At 58.6% G+C, this 15,538-nt stretch carries 10 protein-coding genes; 5 read left to right on the top strand and 5 right to left on the bottom strand.

Translation table 11 applies throughout. The features are described from left to right. Window positions 1-73: 73 nt before the first annotated feature. From yidC to rpmH, 4 genes are all read right to left on the bottom strand, one after another. Entirely contained in the window at window positions 74-1,729 is a 1,656-nt protein-coding gene (gene yidC / locus ACIPHM_RS20270) for a membrane protein insertase YidC (protein WP_400332117.1), read from the bottom strand. A gap of 24 nt (window positions 1,730-1,753) precedes the next feature. Beyond that, entirely contained in the window at window positions 1,754-2,110 is a 357-nt protein-coding gene (gene yidD, locus ACIPHM_RS20265; protein ID WP_400332114.1) for a membrane protein insertion efficiency factor YidD, read from the bottom strand. Window positions 2,111-2,188: 78 nt separating this feature from the next. Beyond that, a complete protein-coding gene (gene rnpA, locus ACIPHM_RS20260; RefSeq protein WP_400332488.1) occupies window positions 2,189-2,626 on the bottom strand; it encodes a ribonuclease P protein component in 438 nt (145 codons plus the stop codon). A gap of 61 nt (window positions 2,627-2,687) precedes the next feature. Continuing rightward, window positions 2,688-2,822, bottom strand: coding sequence for a 50S ribosomal protein L34 (rpmH, locus tag ACIPHM_RS20255; RefSeq protein ID WP_010806664.1), 135 nt, complete (start codon window positions 2,820-2,822; stop codon window positions 2,688-2,690). A gap of 817 nt (window positions 2,823-3,639) precedes the next feature. Here rpmH and dnaA point away from each other — a divergent pair. From dnaA to gyrB, 3 genes are all read left to right on the top strand, one after another. Then, window positions 3,640-5,187: a chromosomal replication initiator protein DnaA gene (gene dnaA / locus ACIPHM_RS20250; protein ID WP_400332110.1), complete on the top strand. Its 1,548-nt coding sequence runs from the start codon at window positions 3,640-3,642 to the stop codon at window positions 5,185-5,187. A gap of 241 nt (window positions 5,188-5,428) precedes the next feature. After that, window positions 5,429-6,535 (top strand): DNA polymerase III subunit beta, encoded by a 1,107-nt coding sequence (dnaN, locus tag ACIPHM_RS20245; RefSeq protein WP_400332107.1) that lies wholly within the window; start codon window positions 5,429-5,431, stop codon window positions 6,533-6,535. A 180-nt stretch (window positions 6,536-6,715) separates the two neighbouring features. Beyond that, the gene (gyrB, locus tag ACIPHM_RS20240) at window positions 6,716-9,193 is read left to right on the top strand and encodes a DNA topoisomerase (ATP-hydrolyzing) subunit B (protein WP_400332105.1); all 2,478 of its coding nucleotides are present in this window, start codon (window positions 6,716-6,718) and stop codon (window positions 9,191-9,193) included. 454 nt (window positions 9,194-9,647) lie between these two features. Here gyrB and ACIPHM_RS20235 read toward each other — a convergent pair whose 3' ends face one another. Then, complete coding sequence (locus ACIPHM_RS20235) at window positions 9,648-11,411, bottom strand: hypothetical protein (RefSeq protein ID WP_400332102.1); 1,764 nt, start codon at window positions 11,409-11,411, stop codon at window positions 9,648-9,650. 672 nt (window positions 11,412-12,083) lie between these two features. Between ACIPHM_RS20235 and iteA the strand changes: the two genes are divergently transcribed. Together iteA and iteS are read left to right on the top strand one after the other, a co-directional pair. Beyond that, on the top strand, window positions 12,084-13,244 hold the full coding sequence (iteA, locus tag ACIPHM_RS20230; RefSeq protein WP_400332099.1) for an anti-phage ATPase IteA: 1,161 nt from the start codon (window positions 12,084-12,086) through the stop codon (window positions 13,242-13,244). Beyond that, the gene (gene iteS / locus ACIPHM_RS20225) at window positions 13,192-15,504 is read left to right on the top strand and encodes a S8 family anti-phage peptidase IteS (RefSeq protein WP_400332096.1); all 2,313 of its coding nucleotides are present in this window, start codon (window positions 13,192-13,194) and stop codon (window positions 15,502-15,504) included. Before iteA ends, iteS begins: the two co-directional genes overlap by 53 nt. The last annotated feature ends 34 nt before the right edge of the window (window positions 15,505-15,538 follow it).

Genomic DNA, 15,538 nt, shown 5'->3' with positions numbered 1-15,538 from the left:
ACATGCACCAAACAAAACCGCCCGCGAGAGACTCGCGGGCGGCTGTGTCAGTCAGACGGTCGGACCTGAATCGTCAGGCCGCCTTTTCCTTCTTTTTGGTACCGAGCATCCGGTTGATCGACCATTGCTGCGCGATCGACAACGTGTTGTTGACCACGTAATACAGCACCAGGCCCGATGGCAGGAAGAGGAACATGACCGAGAAAATCAGCGGCATGAACATCATCATCTTGGCCTGCATCGGGTCCGGCGGCGTCGGGTTCAGCTTGGTCTGGATGAACATCGACACGGCCATCAGCACCGGCAGGATGTAATACGGATCCTGCGTCGAGAGGTCATGAATCCAGCCCAGCCAGGGCGCACCGCGCATTTCCACCGACGAGAGCAGCACCCAGTACAGCGCAATGAACACCGGGATCTGAATCACGATCGGGATACAGCCGCCGAACGGATTGACCTTCTCGGTCTTGTACAGCTCCATGAGCGCCGCGTTCATCTTTTGCGGATCGCTCTTGTAGCGCTCGCGCAGCGCTTGCATGCGCGGCGTGATTTCCTTCATGCGCGCCATCGACTTGTAGCTTGCTGCCGACAGCGGGAAGAACACCAGCTTGATGATCACGGTCACGGCGATGATCGCCCAGCCCCAGTTACCGATCAGCGCGTGCAGCTTCGAGAGCAGCCAGAACAGCGGCTTGGCGAGGATCGTGAAGTAACCGTAGTCCTTCGTCAGCTCCAGGCCCGGCGCGATCTGCTCGAGCATGTGCTCTTCCTGCGGACCCGCGAACAGACGCGCATCGACCGTCTCGCTGCCATTCGCGGGAATGCTCGCGAGCGGCTCTTTCACGCCGACGCGATACAGACCGTTATCCAGCTTGCCGATGTAGTTGTCGCGCGTGGCGCCTTCCTTCGGAATCCAGGCCGTGGCGAAGTAATGCTGCACCATGCCGATCCAGCCATCGCTCGACTGCTTGACGTACTTCGCCTTGTCCTTGTCGATGTCGCTGAACGTGATCTTCTGGAATTTCTCGTCGCTGCTGTAGACCGTCGGGCCCGTGAACGTGTGCGAGAACTTCGCGCCGCTGATTTCGCGGCCGTCACGCACCAGTTCCATGTACAGCGTCGGCTTGATGGCGGCGTCGGTCTTGTTGACGATCGTGTTCGACACGTCGATCACGTAGCTGCCGCGATGGAACGTGTAGGCACGCACCAGTTGCAGGCCGCCCTTGACCGGCGATTCGAACTTCACGGTCAGTGTGTCGCCCGTCATCGTGGTCGGGCCCGGCACTTGCGTGAAGATGTCGTTGTGGTTCGGGAAGTCTCCGCCGATCAGGCCCGTGCGAGCGAAGTACTGATGGCTCGGGGCGTTGTCGAACAGCACGACATGCTTGTCGGCTTCATCGGCATCGGGCCACTTCGTGAGCGCGAGGAACGACAGCGTGCCGCCTTGCGTGCTGATGTCGGCCTCGTAGACGTCGGTCGTGATGCGGACCTTCTGTGCGGTGGCGGCAGCAGGCGCGTTACCCGGCGCACTGCCCGCAGCCGCAGCGGCGTTGGCAGATTGCGGCAGGTCGTTGGCCGGTGTCTGATTTGCACCCGAGGCGGCCGGAGCCGAGGCTTCGGGCGTCGGAAAAAACAGCGACGAATGGCCATTGGCGCGTTGCCAGTTGTCGAAAAGCATCACGACAGACAGCGCGAAAATGACCCAGAGTACGGTGCGTTTGATGTCCATGCGGTAACTCGTGGTGGACGAAACTCAGGAATGGCCCGGCGCGCGGCGCGTAACTGCCGATGCGGCCGCGGGCCCGGACGAGACCGGCTGCTTGACTCGCGACGTGTCGCTTCCGGCGGCCTTGTCGGCGCCATCGGCGGTTGGATCGGGAGCGTTACAGACGTGTCGAGCCGGCGGTACGGGATCGAAACCGCCGGGGTGAAACGGGTGACAGCGGCATAGACGCCGGGCCGTGAGATAAGTGCCGTAACCGGCACCGTGCTCGATGATGGCCTCGCGCGCGTAGTCGGAGCAGCTCGGATGGAAGCGGCAACGGTTTCCCAGCCAGGGACTGATCACCAGCTTGTAACCGCGCAGGAGCAACAACAGCACGCTTCGCATCTCGATTCCGCCTGTCAGTCCGGCCGAGTTGGCCGGGTGGGCGGCGCATGCCCGGGGTCGGGCGCTACCGTGTGGGGACTAACTACCTTCCGTCTTGTCGTCGGTCGTGCGGCGCTTGCGCGCAGCTTTCTCGGCTGCGTCGAAGAGCTGCGCGAATTCGGTCTGGCACAGTGTATTCAACACTGGCGCGGCCGCAGCGGTGTACGTCCCCTTGTCGAAACGCCGGGTCAGTCGCAATACGAAGTCCCAGCCGGCCAGTGCCGCACGACGCTGGCGGAACATCTCGCGAGCCTGACGCTTGATCAGATTGCGAGTGACCGCGCGCGGTGCATGCTTCTTGCCGACGACAATGCCGATGCGGCCTTCATGAGGCGGGGCATCGGCAGGGGTGTCCGGCGCATCTTCGCGCCAGCGCATGTACAACACGAAGTGCGCGCTGCGACGCAGGGGGCGCAAACTAAAAACGGATGAAAACTCATCCGTTTTGAGAAGTCGCGCGGCCTTGGGAAACCCCAGAGCCGGGACTTCGCGCCTTGCGGATTTGACGCGCAAACCGCGGTACGACCGAGAACCGCGATCAGACGGCCAGGCGCTTACGGCCCTTGGCGCGACGAGCGGCGATGACCTTGCGGCCACCACGGGTCTTCATGCGAACCAGGAAGCCATGGGTGCGCTTGCGGCGCGTCACGGAAGGCTGAAAAGTACGTTTCATGATGCACTCACTGTGTGAAAAAATTCCCGCGCAGCAGCATCGTAAAACGCCACAAGGACACCGTGAAAACCTGCGAATTCAAGGACTTTCACGCGCGACCCAGCCGTCGGGAGTTGGATAAGAATCCGGTTGTCTTTCTAACGAACCCGCTATTTAATCGGCTTTTCCGTTGTGTGTCAATAGGTTAGGCATTGCCCCATATACGCTCGCACACGATCGGTGTCGCGTTTGTCGCGGATCCGCCGCCCGGCGGCCCTGTGGCTCTGGATGGTGGCGGAAATTGCCCGTAACTTCATTGCGTGCCGGTGGATAAATGGCATCTCGCGCGCGCATTGGGTGTGGTCGCGGCAAATCGTCGCAATTGCCAGGCATTTGCGCACCCGTCGCGCGAAGTCAGGCGGGTTAACGCGGTGCGCCCGCCCGTAGATGCTGGCGCTGTGGGCATTCCTGTGGATAACTCGCTTTGCCGACGCTTTGGCGGTAAAATCCCCCATCACAATTTTCCCAGCAGAGTACCGGTGACGCCGCCATGTGGATAGCGCGCCGGGTTTTGTCGTCTGCGCGCGCCGGAGAAACCGGCGGCACGCGCGAGGCCGAACCCGAATGCAGCGCCATGGGGCGTTTGATGCCGGACGTCTGCAATGCGCCGCTGGTCCGACTCGACCCCGGCTGGTCACTCGTCCCAACCTGCCTGTGGGACGGGCTACCGGCTTGGTTTGGCGCGTTCTGCCCCCATATTCGATGTAACGGATAGTGGACGGCAAGAGCGCCAACCGAAGCAGTCGGATGGGCCCCGCGCCACCTGGACACACGCTGCATGAACGACTTCTGGCAACACTGCGCGACCCGTCTCGAACAAGAGCTCACGCCCCAGCAATTCCGCACCTGGATCAAACCGCTGGCGCCGCTCGACTTCGACGAACAGGCGCGCACGCTCAAGATTGGCGCACCCAACCGCTTCAAGCTGGATTGGGTGAAAAGCCAGTTCTCCGGGCGTATCCAGAGTATGGCGTCGGATTATTGGAATGCCCCGATCGAGGTGACATTTGTCCTCGATCCGAAGGCCGGCCTGCGCGTGCCCTCCTCGACCCCGGCACCCGCCCCCGTCCCTGCACCGAGCGCGGCGCCCACCCCGGCGCCGCCGAATGTGACGCGCACCCATCCCGCAGCCGCTGCAGCGCAAACCGCCGTGGGGGGTACCAACGGCAGTCATGCGGCGGATGCCGCTTCGCTCGATGGGGAACGTCCCGATCTGGAGGCGAGCGAAGCCGACGCGGTGCGCCGCAACTGGCGTGTCACGCCGCAGGAGCCTGTACAGCTCGGCGAAGTCGAGTCGATCTACGAGCGCTCGAAGCTCAACCCGGTGTTGACCTTCGACAATTTCGTGACGGGTAAGTCGAACCAGCTTGCCCGCGCGGCGGCGATTCAGGTCGCGAACAATCCGGGCACGTCGTACAACCCGTTGTTCCTGTATGGCGGCGTCGGTCTGGGTAAGACCCACTTGATTCACGCCATCGGCAACCAGTTGCTGGCCGAAAAGCAGAATCCGCGCATTCGCTACATCCACGCAGAGCAGTACGTGTCCGACGTGGTCAAGGCCTACCAGCGCAAGGCGTTCGACGAATTCAAGCGCTACTACCACTCGCTCGACCTGCTGCTGATCGACGATATTCAGTTCTTCTCGGGTAAGAGCCGTACGCAGGAAGAATTCTTCTACGCGTTCGAGGCGCTGATCGCGAACCGCGCGCAGGTGATCATCACGAGCGATACGTACCCGAAGGAAATCACCGGCATCGACGACCGGCTGATTTCGCGTTTCGATTCGGGGCTCACGGTGGCCATCGAGCCCCCCGAGCTGGAAATGCGCGTCGCGATCCTGATCAAGAAGGCACAGGCCGAGGGCGTGGGGTTGTCGGAGGACGTGGCGTTCTTCGTCGGTAAGCATCTGCGCTCGAACGTGCGCGAGCTGGAAGGCGCGTTGCGCAAAATCCTGGCGTACTCGAAGTTCCATGGCCGTGAAATCACCATCGAACTGACGAAGGAAGCGCTGAAAGATCTGTTGACGGTTCAGAATCGTCAGATTTCTGTCGAGAACATTCAAAAGACGGTCGCCGATTTTTACAATATCAAGGTTGCCGACATGTATTCGAAAAAGCGGCCTGCCAATATTGCACGGCCGCGGCAGATTGCGATGTATCTGGCGAAGGAGCTTACGCAGAAGAGCCTGCCGGAAATTGGCGAGTTGTTCGGCGGACGCGACCACACGACGGTGCTGCACGCGGTACGCAAGATTGCGGAAGAACGTGGCAAGGATGCGCAACTCAACCACGAGTTGCACGTACTGGAGCAGACGCTCAAGGGGTAATCCCCGGCGAATATGCGGGATGACGGGCGGGGTTGCCGGTATCCCTGTGGATAAGCTGGGTGCGGTTTGGGGGGGAACTGGTGTTTTCGGGCACAATAGCGGATTGGCGCACAATGCGTGCCCGACTCGTCCACAGCGTTTTCCGCCCTGTTATCCCTTCCGCAAGCGATTGATTAATAAGGGAATATTCGGGTTTTCAGCAGAAACTGGCACCCGTTAACAGTTACTACGAAGGATAAATATGCAATTGGTCAAAACTCCACGAGACAATCTGCTGCGGCCGCTGCAAATTGTGAGTGGCATCGTCGAGCGTCGCCACACGTTGCCGATTCTGGCCAATTTGCTCATTCGCAAGCAAGGAAAGGACGTCTCTTTCCTCTCGACCGATCTGGAGTTGCAGATCACCACCACCACCGATCACGGTGTCGGCGCCGATGAAGTGGCGACGACCGTGGCGGCACGCAAGCTGCTCGACATCCTGCGCAACATGCCGGACGCAGACGTGTCGCTGGCCCTCTCCGACAAGCGTCTGACGGTGCAGGCGGGCAAGAGCCGCTTCCAGTTGCAGACGCTGGCGGCCGACGAATTCCCGATCGTCGCTCAGGCCAACGACTACGCCGCGAGCTTCGAGCTGCCGCAGAAAGTGTTCCGCCAACTGCTGGGCATGGTCCACTTCGCGATGGCGCAGCAGGACATCCGTTACTACCTGAACGGCATGTTGCTCGTGGTCGACGGCCAGAAGATCGAAGCTGTGGCGACGGACGGTCACCGTCTGGCGTACTGCAACATCAAGATCGAGGGCGCGGAGTTCGCGCGTCAGGAAGTCATCATTCCGCGCAAGACGATTCTCGAGTTGCAGCGTCTGCTCGAAGACGTCGAGGATCCGTTGCAGATCGACGTGGCGCCGAGCCAGGTCAAGTTCCGTTTCGCGGACGTCGAGTTGGTGTCGAAGCTGGTCGAGGGCAAGTTCCCCGATTTCACTCGCGTGATCCCGACGGGTTACAACAAGAGCTTCACCATCAGCCGTGAGGAGCTGCATCGCTCGTTGCAGCGTGCGGCGATCGTCACGTCGGACAATTTCAAGGGTGTGCGTTTCCTTGTGAGCGAGAACCTGCTGAAGATCAGCGCGAACAACACCCAAAACGAAGAAGCACTGGAAGAAATCGAGATCGATTACACGGGCGAGTCGGTGGATATCGGCTTTAACGTGACCTATCTGCTCGATGTGCTGTCGAACCTCAAGGTCGAGCAGGTGACGGTGAGCCTCGGTGACGCCAATTCGAGCGCGCTGATCACCCTGCCGGACAACGACAAATTCAAGTACGTCGTCATGCCGATGCGCATTTGAGCGGATATTCCGCCATACGCGCCGTCACATATGCGCGAAGGGGCCGAGCGCCCCTTTGGCGTTTCTAGAGAATTATCCTTTTGCGGGATAAGCCGCCTTCGGGGCGCCAGAAGCGCGCGGGGGGCGGCAGGTCATGAAGCAGTAATTCGTCAGAAATGACGCAGTAACCGGAAGATTGTCATGAGCGAACAGCAAAAGCAGGCCGAAAGCGGCTATGGTGCAGCCTCTATTCAGATCCTTGAGGGTCTGGAGGCTGTGCGCAAGCGTCCCGGCATGTACATTGGCGACACGTCGGACGGCACGGGTCTGCATCACTTGGTATTCGAGGTGCTCGACAACTCGATCGACGAGGCGCTTGCGGGTTACTGCGACGACATCCACGTGGTCATTCACGCGGACAATTCCATCTCCGTGACGGACAACGGTCGCGGCATTCCCACGGGCATCAAGTTCGACGACAAGCACGAGCCGAAGCGTAGTGCTGCGGAAATCGTGATGACCGAATTGCACGCGGGCGGCAAGTTCGACCAGAACAGCTACAAGGTGTCGGGCGGTTTGCACGGCGTGGGCGTGTCGTGTGTGAATGCCCTCTCGTCGTACCTGAAACTCACTGTGCGCCGCGATGGCAAGAAGCACTTCATGGAGTTTCATCAAGGGGTGCCGCAAAACCGCGAGATCGAAGTGGTCGACGGCATCGAGACCTCGCCGCTGAAATTGCTGGGCGACACCGACAAGCGCGGTACGGAAGTGCACTTCCTGGCTGACGAAACGATCTTCGGCAAGGTCGAGTTCCATTACGACATTCTCGCCAAGCGCATGCGCGAGCTGTCCTTCCTGAACAACGGCGTTCGAATTCGTCTGACGGATCAACGCACGGGCAAGGAAGACGATTTCGCGTTTGGCGGTGGCGTGAAGGGTTTCGTCGAGTACATCAACAAGTCGAAGACGGTGCTGCACCCGACCGTGTTCCACGTGATGGGCGAGCGCGACGGTATCGGCGTGGAAGTCGCCATGCAGTGGAACGACAGCTACAACGAAACGGTGCTGTGCTTCACGAACAACATTCCGCAGCGCGACGGCGGTTCGCACTTGACGGGTCTGCGCGCGGCGATGACGCGCGTGATCAACAAGTACATCGTCGAGAGCGAAATGGCCAAGAAGGCCAAGGTCGAGACGACGGGCGACGACATGCGCGAGGGGTTGACTTGCGTGTTGTCGGTGAAGGTGCCGGAGCCGAAGTTCTCGTCGCAGACGAAGGACAAGCTGGTGTCGTCGGAAGTGCGCGCGCCGGTGGAAGAGTATGTGGCGAAGGCGCTCGAGGACTTCCTGCAAGAGACGCCGAACGACGCGAAGATCATTTGCTCGAAGATCGTGGAAGCGGCGCGTGCGCGCGACGCAGCGCGCAAGGCGCGTGAAATGACGCGTCGTAAGGGTGTGCTCGACGGCGTGGGGCTGCCGGGCAAGCTGGCGGACTGCCAGGAGAAGGATCCGGCGCTGTGCGAGATCTACGTGGTCGAGGGCGACTCGGCAGGTGGTTCGGCGAAGCAGGGTCGCGACCGCAAGTTCCAGGCGATTCTGCCGCTGCGCGGCAAGGTGCTGAACGTCGAGAAAGCGCGTTTCGACAAGCTGATTTCGAGCGAGCAGATCGTGACGCTGATTACCGCGCTGGGTTGTGGCATCGGCAAGGACGACTACAACATCGACAAGCTGCGTTATCACCGCATCATCATCATGACCGATGCTGACGTGGACGGTGCGCACATCCGTACGCTGCTGCTGACGTTCCTGTACCGTCAGGTGCCGGAGCTGATTGAGCGTGGCTACGTGTACATCGCACAGCCGCCGCTGTACAAGGTCAAGCACAACAAGGACGAGCGTTACATCAAGGACGAGAGCGAACTGGCGCAGTACATGCTGAAGCTCGCCTTGAACAACGCCGAGCTGACGCCGTCGACGGGTGCCGCACCGATTTCGGGCGACGCGTTGGGCGAACTGACCCGCAGCTATCAGTTGGCCGATGGTGTGATCGAGCGTCTGAGCCGCGTGTACGAGGCGTCGGTGCTGACGGCGGTGACCGAAGGTGTCGAGATCAATCTGGACAATGAGGCAGCGGCGAAGAAGTCGGCTGCGGCATTGGAAGCTGCGTTGAGCGACGATCCGCTGGCGCCGGAAATCACGATCACGGCGGTGATGGAAGACGTCGAGAACGCCGACCCGGTTGTATCGTTGCGTGTCGACCGACGTCACCATGGCAACGTGAAGGTGAGCGTGATCGATCCGGACTTTCTGCAGACGGCGGATTATGCGCAGTTGCAGAAGACGGCCGAGACGTTCAAGGGCTTGATCGGTGAAGGTGCGACAATCAAGCGCGGCGAGCGTTCGCAGCCGGTGACGAACTTCAAGTCGGCCATGAAGTGGCTGATGGCGGACGCCGAGAGCAAGGTCTCGAAGCAGCGCTACAAGGGCCTGGGCGAGATGAACGCGGAACAACTGTGGGAAACCACGATGGACCCGACAGTGCGCCGCCTCCTGCGCGTACAGATCGAAGACGCCATCGCCGCAGACGGCATTTTCACCACGCTCATGGGCGACGACGTTGAACCGCGCCGCGCGTTCATCGAATCGAATGCGCTGCGGGCTGGGAATATTGATGTTTGATAGGGGCTGTCTGCAGGGAAACGGAATTGGTGAGATTAGACGCTAGTTCGTGAGACTGAAATAACGCAGTTGTTGAGACTATCTGGACTCGAATTGTGAAGCATGGGTACCGCTGGATTTAAGCCAGGATGACGGTACGAAAATTCGTGGAAAATGCGAAGAAGGCCTTGAATTTCCAGGCCCTCTTTTTGTTCGAGATAGGGGTGCAACTCTGTCGGTGAGCGCCACCGTTCGCCCGGTAGGACATATGGGAGCGGGCTGATAATTGAGCCAACTGGGATTGGTTCCGACCGCGAAAATGAGCTCGTGGCGCTTCGTCGAATAGTGTTTTTCCGATGGTCTCCCTTCAGCCAGTTGCTGACGCATAATGGCATACGCGAGCAGACGGTCAAACGGCCGCTCTGCCTTGGTAAGGGGCCCTTGGAGCGTTGCTCGTTATGAAAGATGCCGGTCTTCAACGCGCGAGAATCCGCCCAAGCGGCTCATTGATGTGTCCAAACGCTTCAATGACTTTGTCCATTACAAAATCAATTGCTCGCCCGTATCCTTGTTGAAGGCTTGCGGTGTCAAAGCCGAGATCCTGTAGACGAGGCAGCGCGAGCGAAAACGTTTCGTGTGCATCAGCTATTCGTAAATCGTAGCCCACGAACAACGCAGCCAACCTCTCATTTGGCTCGTTCCATCCTTCTTGAGCATTTGTGCCATTGAACGCATTCGCGTCCTCATCTTGCGCATCCAGTCGCTCCGAAACGTTGAGAATGGCCTGAAGGAGTTTCACGCTTCCGAGTTTTTCAGTCTCACCCTTGGGGCATCCGGCTGCCTGGAGGATTCGTTTCAGGAAGCCGTTCGGAATCTTCTGCCAAATTTCGTGAAGGCTTTTGCATCGCCCCAGAAACTCTTGTTCCGACATCGATAGCGGAGCAACCTGCGCCAGGCGGCTGAGCTTCGGATAGTGAAGCCACCCGTTATCTTTGATCTCGGTGGCTGAAAGGCCGACAAGTTCTTCGGCTGACTTGTTCTCTCCAACAATTGCACCGAGCTGAGAAAGGTTATCCCCTAGCGCCAAAAGCGCAGCCACAAACCTCTGGGTCTTGGCCGCTATGTGTTCTTCGTTCGGGTCGAACTGAGCCACCTGTGCTGGCTCGAGCGCGAACGAATGCGCATGAAGGATTTCTTGGTCAGGCTTCGGCTTATACAACTCTCTCAGCCCCACACGTATCAAGTTTCGTCCTACGCGCCTGCAATCGGAGAAGCTCCATCGCCCGCGATACGAAGGACTGCAAAGCCACTGTCCGTGAGCGAACACCGGGGTTGTGTCGTAAAAACTGCTTTGCTCGTATCGATTGAGGAATCCGTCATTGAGGTAAATGACATGATGGTCTCTGTCCGCGTTGGCACTGGCACGCGTGACAGATCCTTCAACGCCAGGCCAAACGAGATTGTCCGCCGAGAGCTCAGGGCACATCTGACAAGAGACAGCGTCAACGGATGCCCACACCTGAAGCAGTAGCCGACCTCTTTGTTCTTGGATATCTATCTTATACCAGCCCAAATCGGACTTGAGATCAGCGTGTCTCTGGCCGTTCATAAGCTGCCTGAGTTCCGGCGAGTCTGGGAGACTTGCTTGATAGAAAAAGCTTCGAACGCCTCGTGCGCCACGCATCCAAAGGTATTTTCGCAGGTGGGCATTAGACATCCGCCACGAAACGTTGCGAGACGACTGGAAATAATATTCGCGAGTGAGTTCGCCCTCGGCAACTGCGAACTCAGGAACGCCGAGGTCGTCATAGACGACGCGTTGCTGTTCGTTACCTAGGCACCTTGGCGATAATCCGAGTGCCATCCAGACCTTTTCGGCGAGGGCATACGTGTAATGGGATCCGTCGCCCCAAGACGCGACAATGTAATCAAAACCAGACATGCTGGGCGAAAACCCAGCGCTCGAGCCCTTGTTACCAAGAACGGGGACCGAGTGAGACACCACACCATCTCCGGCCTCATCCAGGATGGGCACGGGACTTTCAACCGCCTCGGGGACGACTGCCATTAGCATGTGTACGTATTCGCTGTTCGGCCCGTGATTGTCGAACTCCAAGTCGTTGGTAACGTCCACCTGCTCCAGAGGATCAAGACCTACAGGACTGAGAAGCGCACGCAAGCGTAACGGTAGCGCGGCTCCCTGAATGGGGAACGTGGCGATATGGTCAACAGTTGGCATGGGTCTGGTGGTTCAAAAGCATGAGTCTATTGATTTGGTCATGGTAGCCGGTCGTCGATTTCGCGTACAGCCGCCAAGCCCCCGACAACCTGAGGAACGGAACGCTTCAACCGTTGGCGCACGAGACCGTCTTGAGTTGGACGCCGAGCTGAACGTTCGTTGCCCTTCGTTAAGCTGCCGTCGTTCTCGCGCAGGCTTGACGGGCAGGTCAGGGTCGGCTTCAGTCAGTCACGTAGGACTGTATTCGGCGGGGAGCGGTCGCTCAATGGAGTCGGTTCGAACGACCGCTTCTAATCTACCGGTAGGCGGAATTCAGGCGAACCATTTCTTCCCACAGATGGCGCTGAAAGCGTAAGTCGAAGCAGCACCGCTAGACGTCAACAACCCGCCATCGGTTTTCCCCGCTCGGTTCGACCAGCGACGTCCTGACGCCATTCAACCCAAAGATGTTCGTTCGTCGCTGCAGTTCTCTTGCAGTTACGTTCCCGTTGAGGTGTTTCAGACCCAAGCGCATGGTCACTGCGTCAAGATTTCGAGCAGTTGCTGAGTGCGATGCATTGCAACGATTCTTAAAAATTCGATGCATTATGCAATAAAATCGTCGCATGTGTACCGATTTGCGTTACGATTCGGCGGAAACATGAAACACCTGTGAGGTTTGCTGTGGAACACATGTCCGAGGTTCTGAAAATTCTAGATGGCGCATTGAAGGCCAACGCCTCGATGGCAGGCAACTACGCCGGCTTGCTCGCGGACAAGCTTGAACGGAGTGGCGAACGAGAGGATGCTCTGCGCATTCGCGATCGCCTTGCTAGAGCTCCGTCGGCCATGGCTTTTGCGCAAGATGGCTCTCGCATGGCAACCGCTGTGCCAACTGACACTGAGAGCCGTCTCGAAACTGTAGACGTTTCCTATCCCCAGTTTCAGGGAAATGGATTTCATCTGTCTTCGGCAGCGGCAAGGCGAGTGCAGGAATTTATCGGATCGGTATCCAATTACGACCGGTTCGCCGCAGCCGGCGTTGCATCGGTCAATCGTCTATTTCTCTACGGCCCTCCCGGAACGGGCAAAACGATGACCGCGCGATGGATTGCTAGCGAGCTTGCGCTACCGCTAGCCACCGTACGATGCGACACGCTGATCAGCAGTTTGCTCGGTCAGACCAGTAGAAATTTGCGTAGGGTCTTCGATTTTGCCGAACAGACGCCCTGTGTGCTGCTGCTGGATGAGTTCGATGCATTAGCGTCTGCGCGAGGCAATGAGCGCGATGTGGGGGAGCTGCAGCGTATCGTGATTGCACTATTGCAGAACATCGATGCATTGCCTGGCCATGCGATCGTGGTCGCTGCGACAAACTTCGCGCAGGGAATCGATCCCGCCGTCTGGAGACGGTTCCCGTTTCAAATATCTTTCGCCGTTCCAGACGCCTCCTTGCGGGAAGCTCTTTGGAAGACGATGCTAGGGGGCTTCTGTCCGGCGTCGTTGCATTGGGATGAACTCGTGAGCTTTTCCGAAGGCATCTCAGGCGCCGTCATTGAGCAGGTGTGCCAGGATGCTATCCGCACGGCTATTATGGCCGGGCAATCCGAAGCGGATGCCGCTGAGATCCTCCGAAGATTGGGTCTTGCCATTTCCTTACTGAATGGGCAACATCTGCCGTCAATAGAAGACGAAGTGCGCTGGTTGAGACAATGGAGAGGCGAAGCCTTTTCCTTGCGGGAGCTCGCTAAACTCTATGCGGTCTCGACCCGGCAAATCTCGAATATGCTGAGGGGACCTAATGCCGGTAAAACCGCGAGCAAAGCAACGAAACGATCGGGCAAGCCGCGATAATCCTTATGTACATGTCGCGTTCCAGGCCAAAGATCAATTTGGTGTGGAGTCGCGAGGTGGAGGTGGCACTGAGTTTGTTCCGGTCACGCCTGCACTACGCAACCGGTTGCGTAAATCTCTGTCGGCGGCCGTCGAAGCAAGTCGCCGGGATCTGAGCATCCCCGACGTTCCTGCAGTCCTCGTACTTGAACTTCGCAGCGAGGCCATCGCGAAAACCCATCGACCCACCACCCTTGCCGCTGAAAGCCAAGCGTTGCGGGTTGGCCATGGGGCTCTGAATGAAATGCTTATCGCAGCAGACGCGAGCGCCATGGTGGCGTTGGATCGGGTGATCCAGTCGAGAACAACGAAAGCAATTCGCGAAAATTTGAGCACTCTGGAGGGCATCCACTCGTGGGGCATGCAACGCAGGCTACCGTCGACATTTCGGGACCTAGACGCTAAGGCCTTGCATAGCACGATCACGGCGGCGGCCGAACGCGTGCTTGTCCGGCTCTTTTCATACGCGTCAGAGGAAACGTCAAAGAAGGTTCTGCAGCGCTTCCTTGAATTTCTTAAGCGATACAACCTAAGCGCGGAACAGCTTTCCCAGAGATCAGGGGCGCCAGTGTTTTTGGTGCCAATGAAGCAACTGACAAAGGACCAACTAGTAGAACTGCTACGCTTCCCGGCCGTCCGCAGGATCATGCCGGAGCCTCAAGTCCACAGTTCTGCAACCCAGGTAGCTACCCCATCTGGCGCTCACTCGCTTCCATTGCCTGATCCGGATTTGCCTGTTGTGGGGGTTTTCGACAGTGGTGTTGCGCCGAAGCTGAAATCCCTGGCACCGTGGATCGCTGGACGCGACACCTACGTTTTGCCACCGGATACAAATTACGAGCATGGGACTTATGTTGCCTCGCTGATAGCTTGCGCAGCGCACCTGAACGAGGAAGACAATGGCTTTCCGCGAGTACCTTGCCGTGTGCACGATGTGGCCGCGGCAGAACTCGGTGGCACGCGACTAGGAGACCTCATACTTCGTTTGCGCACCGCCATAGCTAAGCAACCCAATGTCCACATTTGGAATCTCTCGATCGCCACGGCTTCTGAGGTCAGCGATGAAGAGTTCAGCGAATTCGCTCGCGAGCTTGATAACCTGAGCGACCAGCATAATGTTCTCTTCGTGGTTTCTGCGGGTAACTACGTAGCGCAACCGCGGCGTACGTGGCCTGCAAGCGATGGTTTGCTAGACCGTCTTGCAAGCCCTGGCGATTCCGTCCGAGCTTTAACAGTAGGTGCGGCCGCGCATCGAGCGAACGCCGTAACACTTGTGCAGTCGGGCGAGCCGGCTCCTTATTCCCGGCGCGGGCCCGGCCCGGTTTTCACGCCGAAACCCGATGTCGTCCACTTCGGCGGTAATGCAACCACAAACTGGGAAAGCACTGGCGTAGGCGTGAGAATTCTGCATCCGAGTGGGAAAACAGCGCGCGTGTTTGGGACCAGTTACTCGGCACCCGTCGTCGCTGCACTCGCTGCGCATACTTGGCGCGATCTGGAAGGCGGGACCCGTCGCAATCCCATTCCAGTCTCGCCCACGCTTGTGAAAGCGCTGATTGTCCACGCCGCCGAACTGAACTCTCCACCGCGTACAGCGCGGGACCGTAGGTACTTTGGGGCTGGCATTCCCTCCGATCCTGTAGGCGTGCTTTACGATTCCGATTCTAGTTTCACGTTGATGTTCGAGATAGATCTCGTCGATGGTGCGAAATGGCGCAAGGCGCCTTACCCCATCCCGGAATCTCTGTTGGTCAACGGCAAACTCCGTGCTGAAGTGATCATGACTTGCGCCTATGCGCCGCCTTTAAATGGGGATGCTGGAGCCGAGTACGTACGCTTTAACGTCTCTATCGGCTTCGGGACGCTAGAGCAAAACAAAAAGGGCATACCCGAGTTCGCAGGCCAACTGCCCGGTGACCACGAAGAAGGTAGCCATGGATTTGAAAGCGCCCAAATCGAGCACGGAGGGAAGTGGGCGCCTGTCAAGGTCTTCCGGCGCTCAATGAAAAACGGTGTCGCTGGTAATACTTGGGCTGTGCAAGCGTCTGTCCTTCGGCGCGAATTCGAGCCTATTTTGACCAAGCCGATGAGGGCGGTCGTGCTCGTCACACTTCGGTCCCTCGACGACAACCCGAACGTCTATGCCGACGGTCGTCGGGCGCTGCAACGAAGTGGATGGATTACCCAAACGTTGCCGACTGGAGTGAGCATCAATATCTGACGTTGCGGGAGGTTCTAGTCAATCGAAGCAGCGA

It is taken from the genome of Pandoraea sp. NPDC087047 (assembly GCF_044745225.1).
Taxonomy (GTDB): Bacteria; Pseudomonadota; Gammaproteobacteria; order Burkholderiales; family Burkholderiaceae; genus Pandoraea.
Note: the sequence above shows the minus strand (reverse complement) of the source record. Positions and strands in the feature narration are given on the sequence as shown.

Excerpts from the sequence above, each read along its gene's own strand:
- rpmH (WP_010806664.1), bottom strand. The coding sequence starts at position 2,822 with ATGAAACGTACTTTTCAGCCTTCCGTGACGCGCCGCAAGCGCACCCAT.
- yidC (WP_400332117.1), bottom strand. The coding sequence starts at position 1,729 with ATGGACATCAAACGCACCGTACTCTGGGTCATTTTCGCGCTGTCTGTC.
- dnaA (WP_400332110.1), top strand. The coding sequence starts at position 3,640 with ATGAACGACTTCTGGCAACACTGCGCGACCCGTCTCGAACAAGAGCTC.
- yidD (WP_400332114.1), bottom strand. The coding sequence starts at position 2,110 with ATGCGAAGCGTGCTGTTGTTGCTCCTGCGCGGTTACAAGCTGGTGATC.
- iteS (WP_400332096.1), top strand. The coding sequence starts at position 13,192 with ATGCCGGTAAAACCGCGAGCAAAGCAACGAAACGATCGGGCAAGCCGC.
- ACIPHM_RS20235 (WP_400332102.1), bottom strand. The coding sequence starts at position 11,411 with ATGCCAACTGTTGACCATATCGCCACGTTCCCCATTCAGGGAGCCGCG.
- iteA (WP_400332099.1), top strand. The coding sequence starts at position 12,084 with ATGTCCGAGGTTCTGAAAATTCTAGATGGCGCATTGAAGGCCAACGCC.
- gyrB (WP_400332105.1), top strand. The coding sequence starts at position 6,716 with ATGAGCGAACAGCAAAAGCAGGCCGAAAGCGGCTATGGTGCAGCCTCT.
- dnaN (WP_400332107.1), top strand. The coding sequence starts at position 5,429 with ATGCAATTGGTCAAAACTCCACGAGACAATCTGCTGCGGCCGCTGCAA.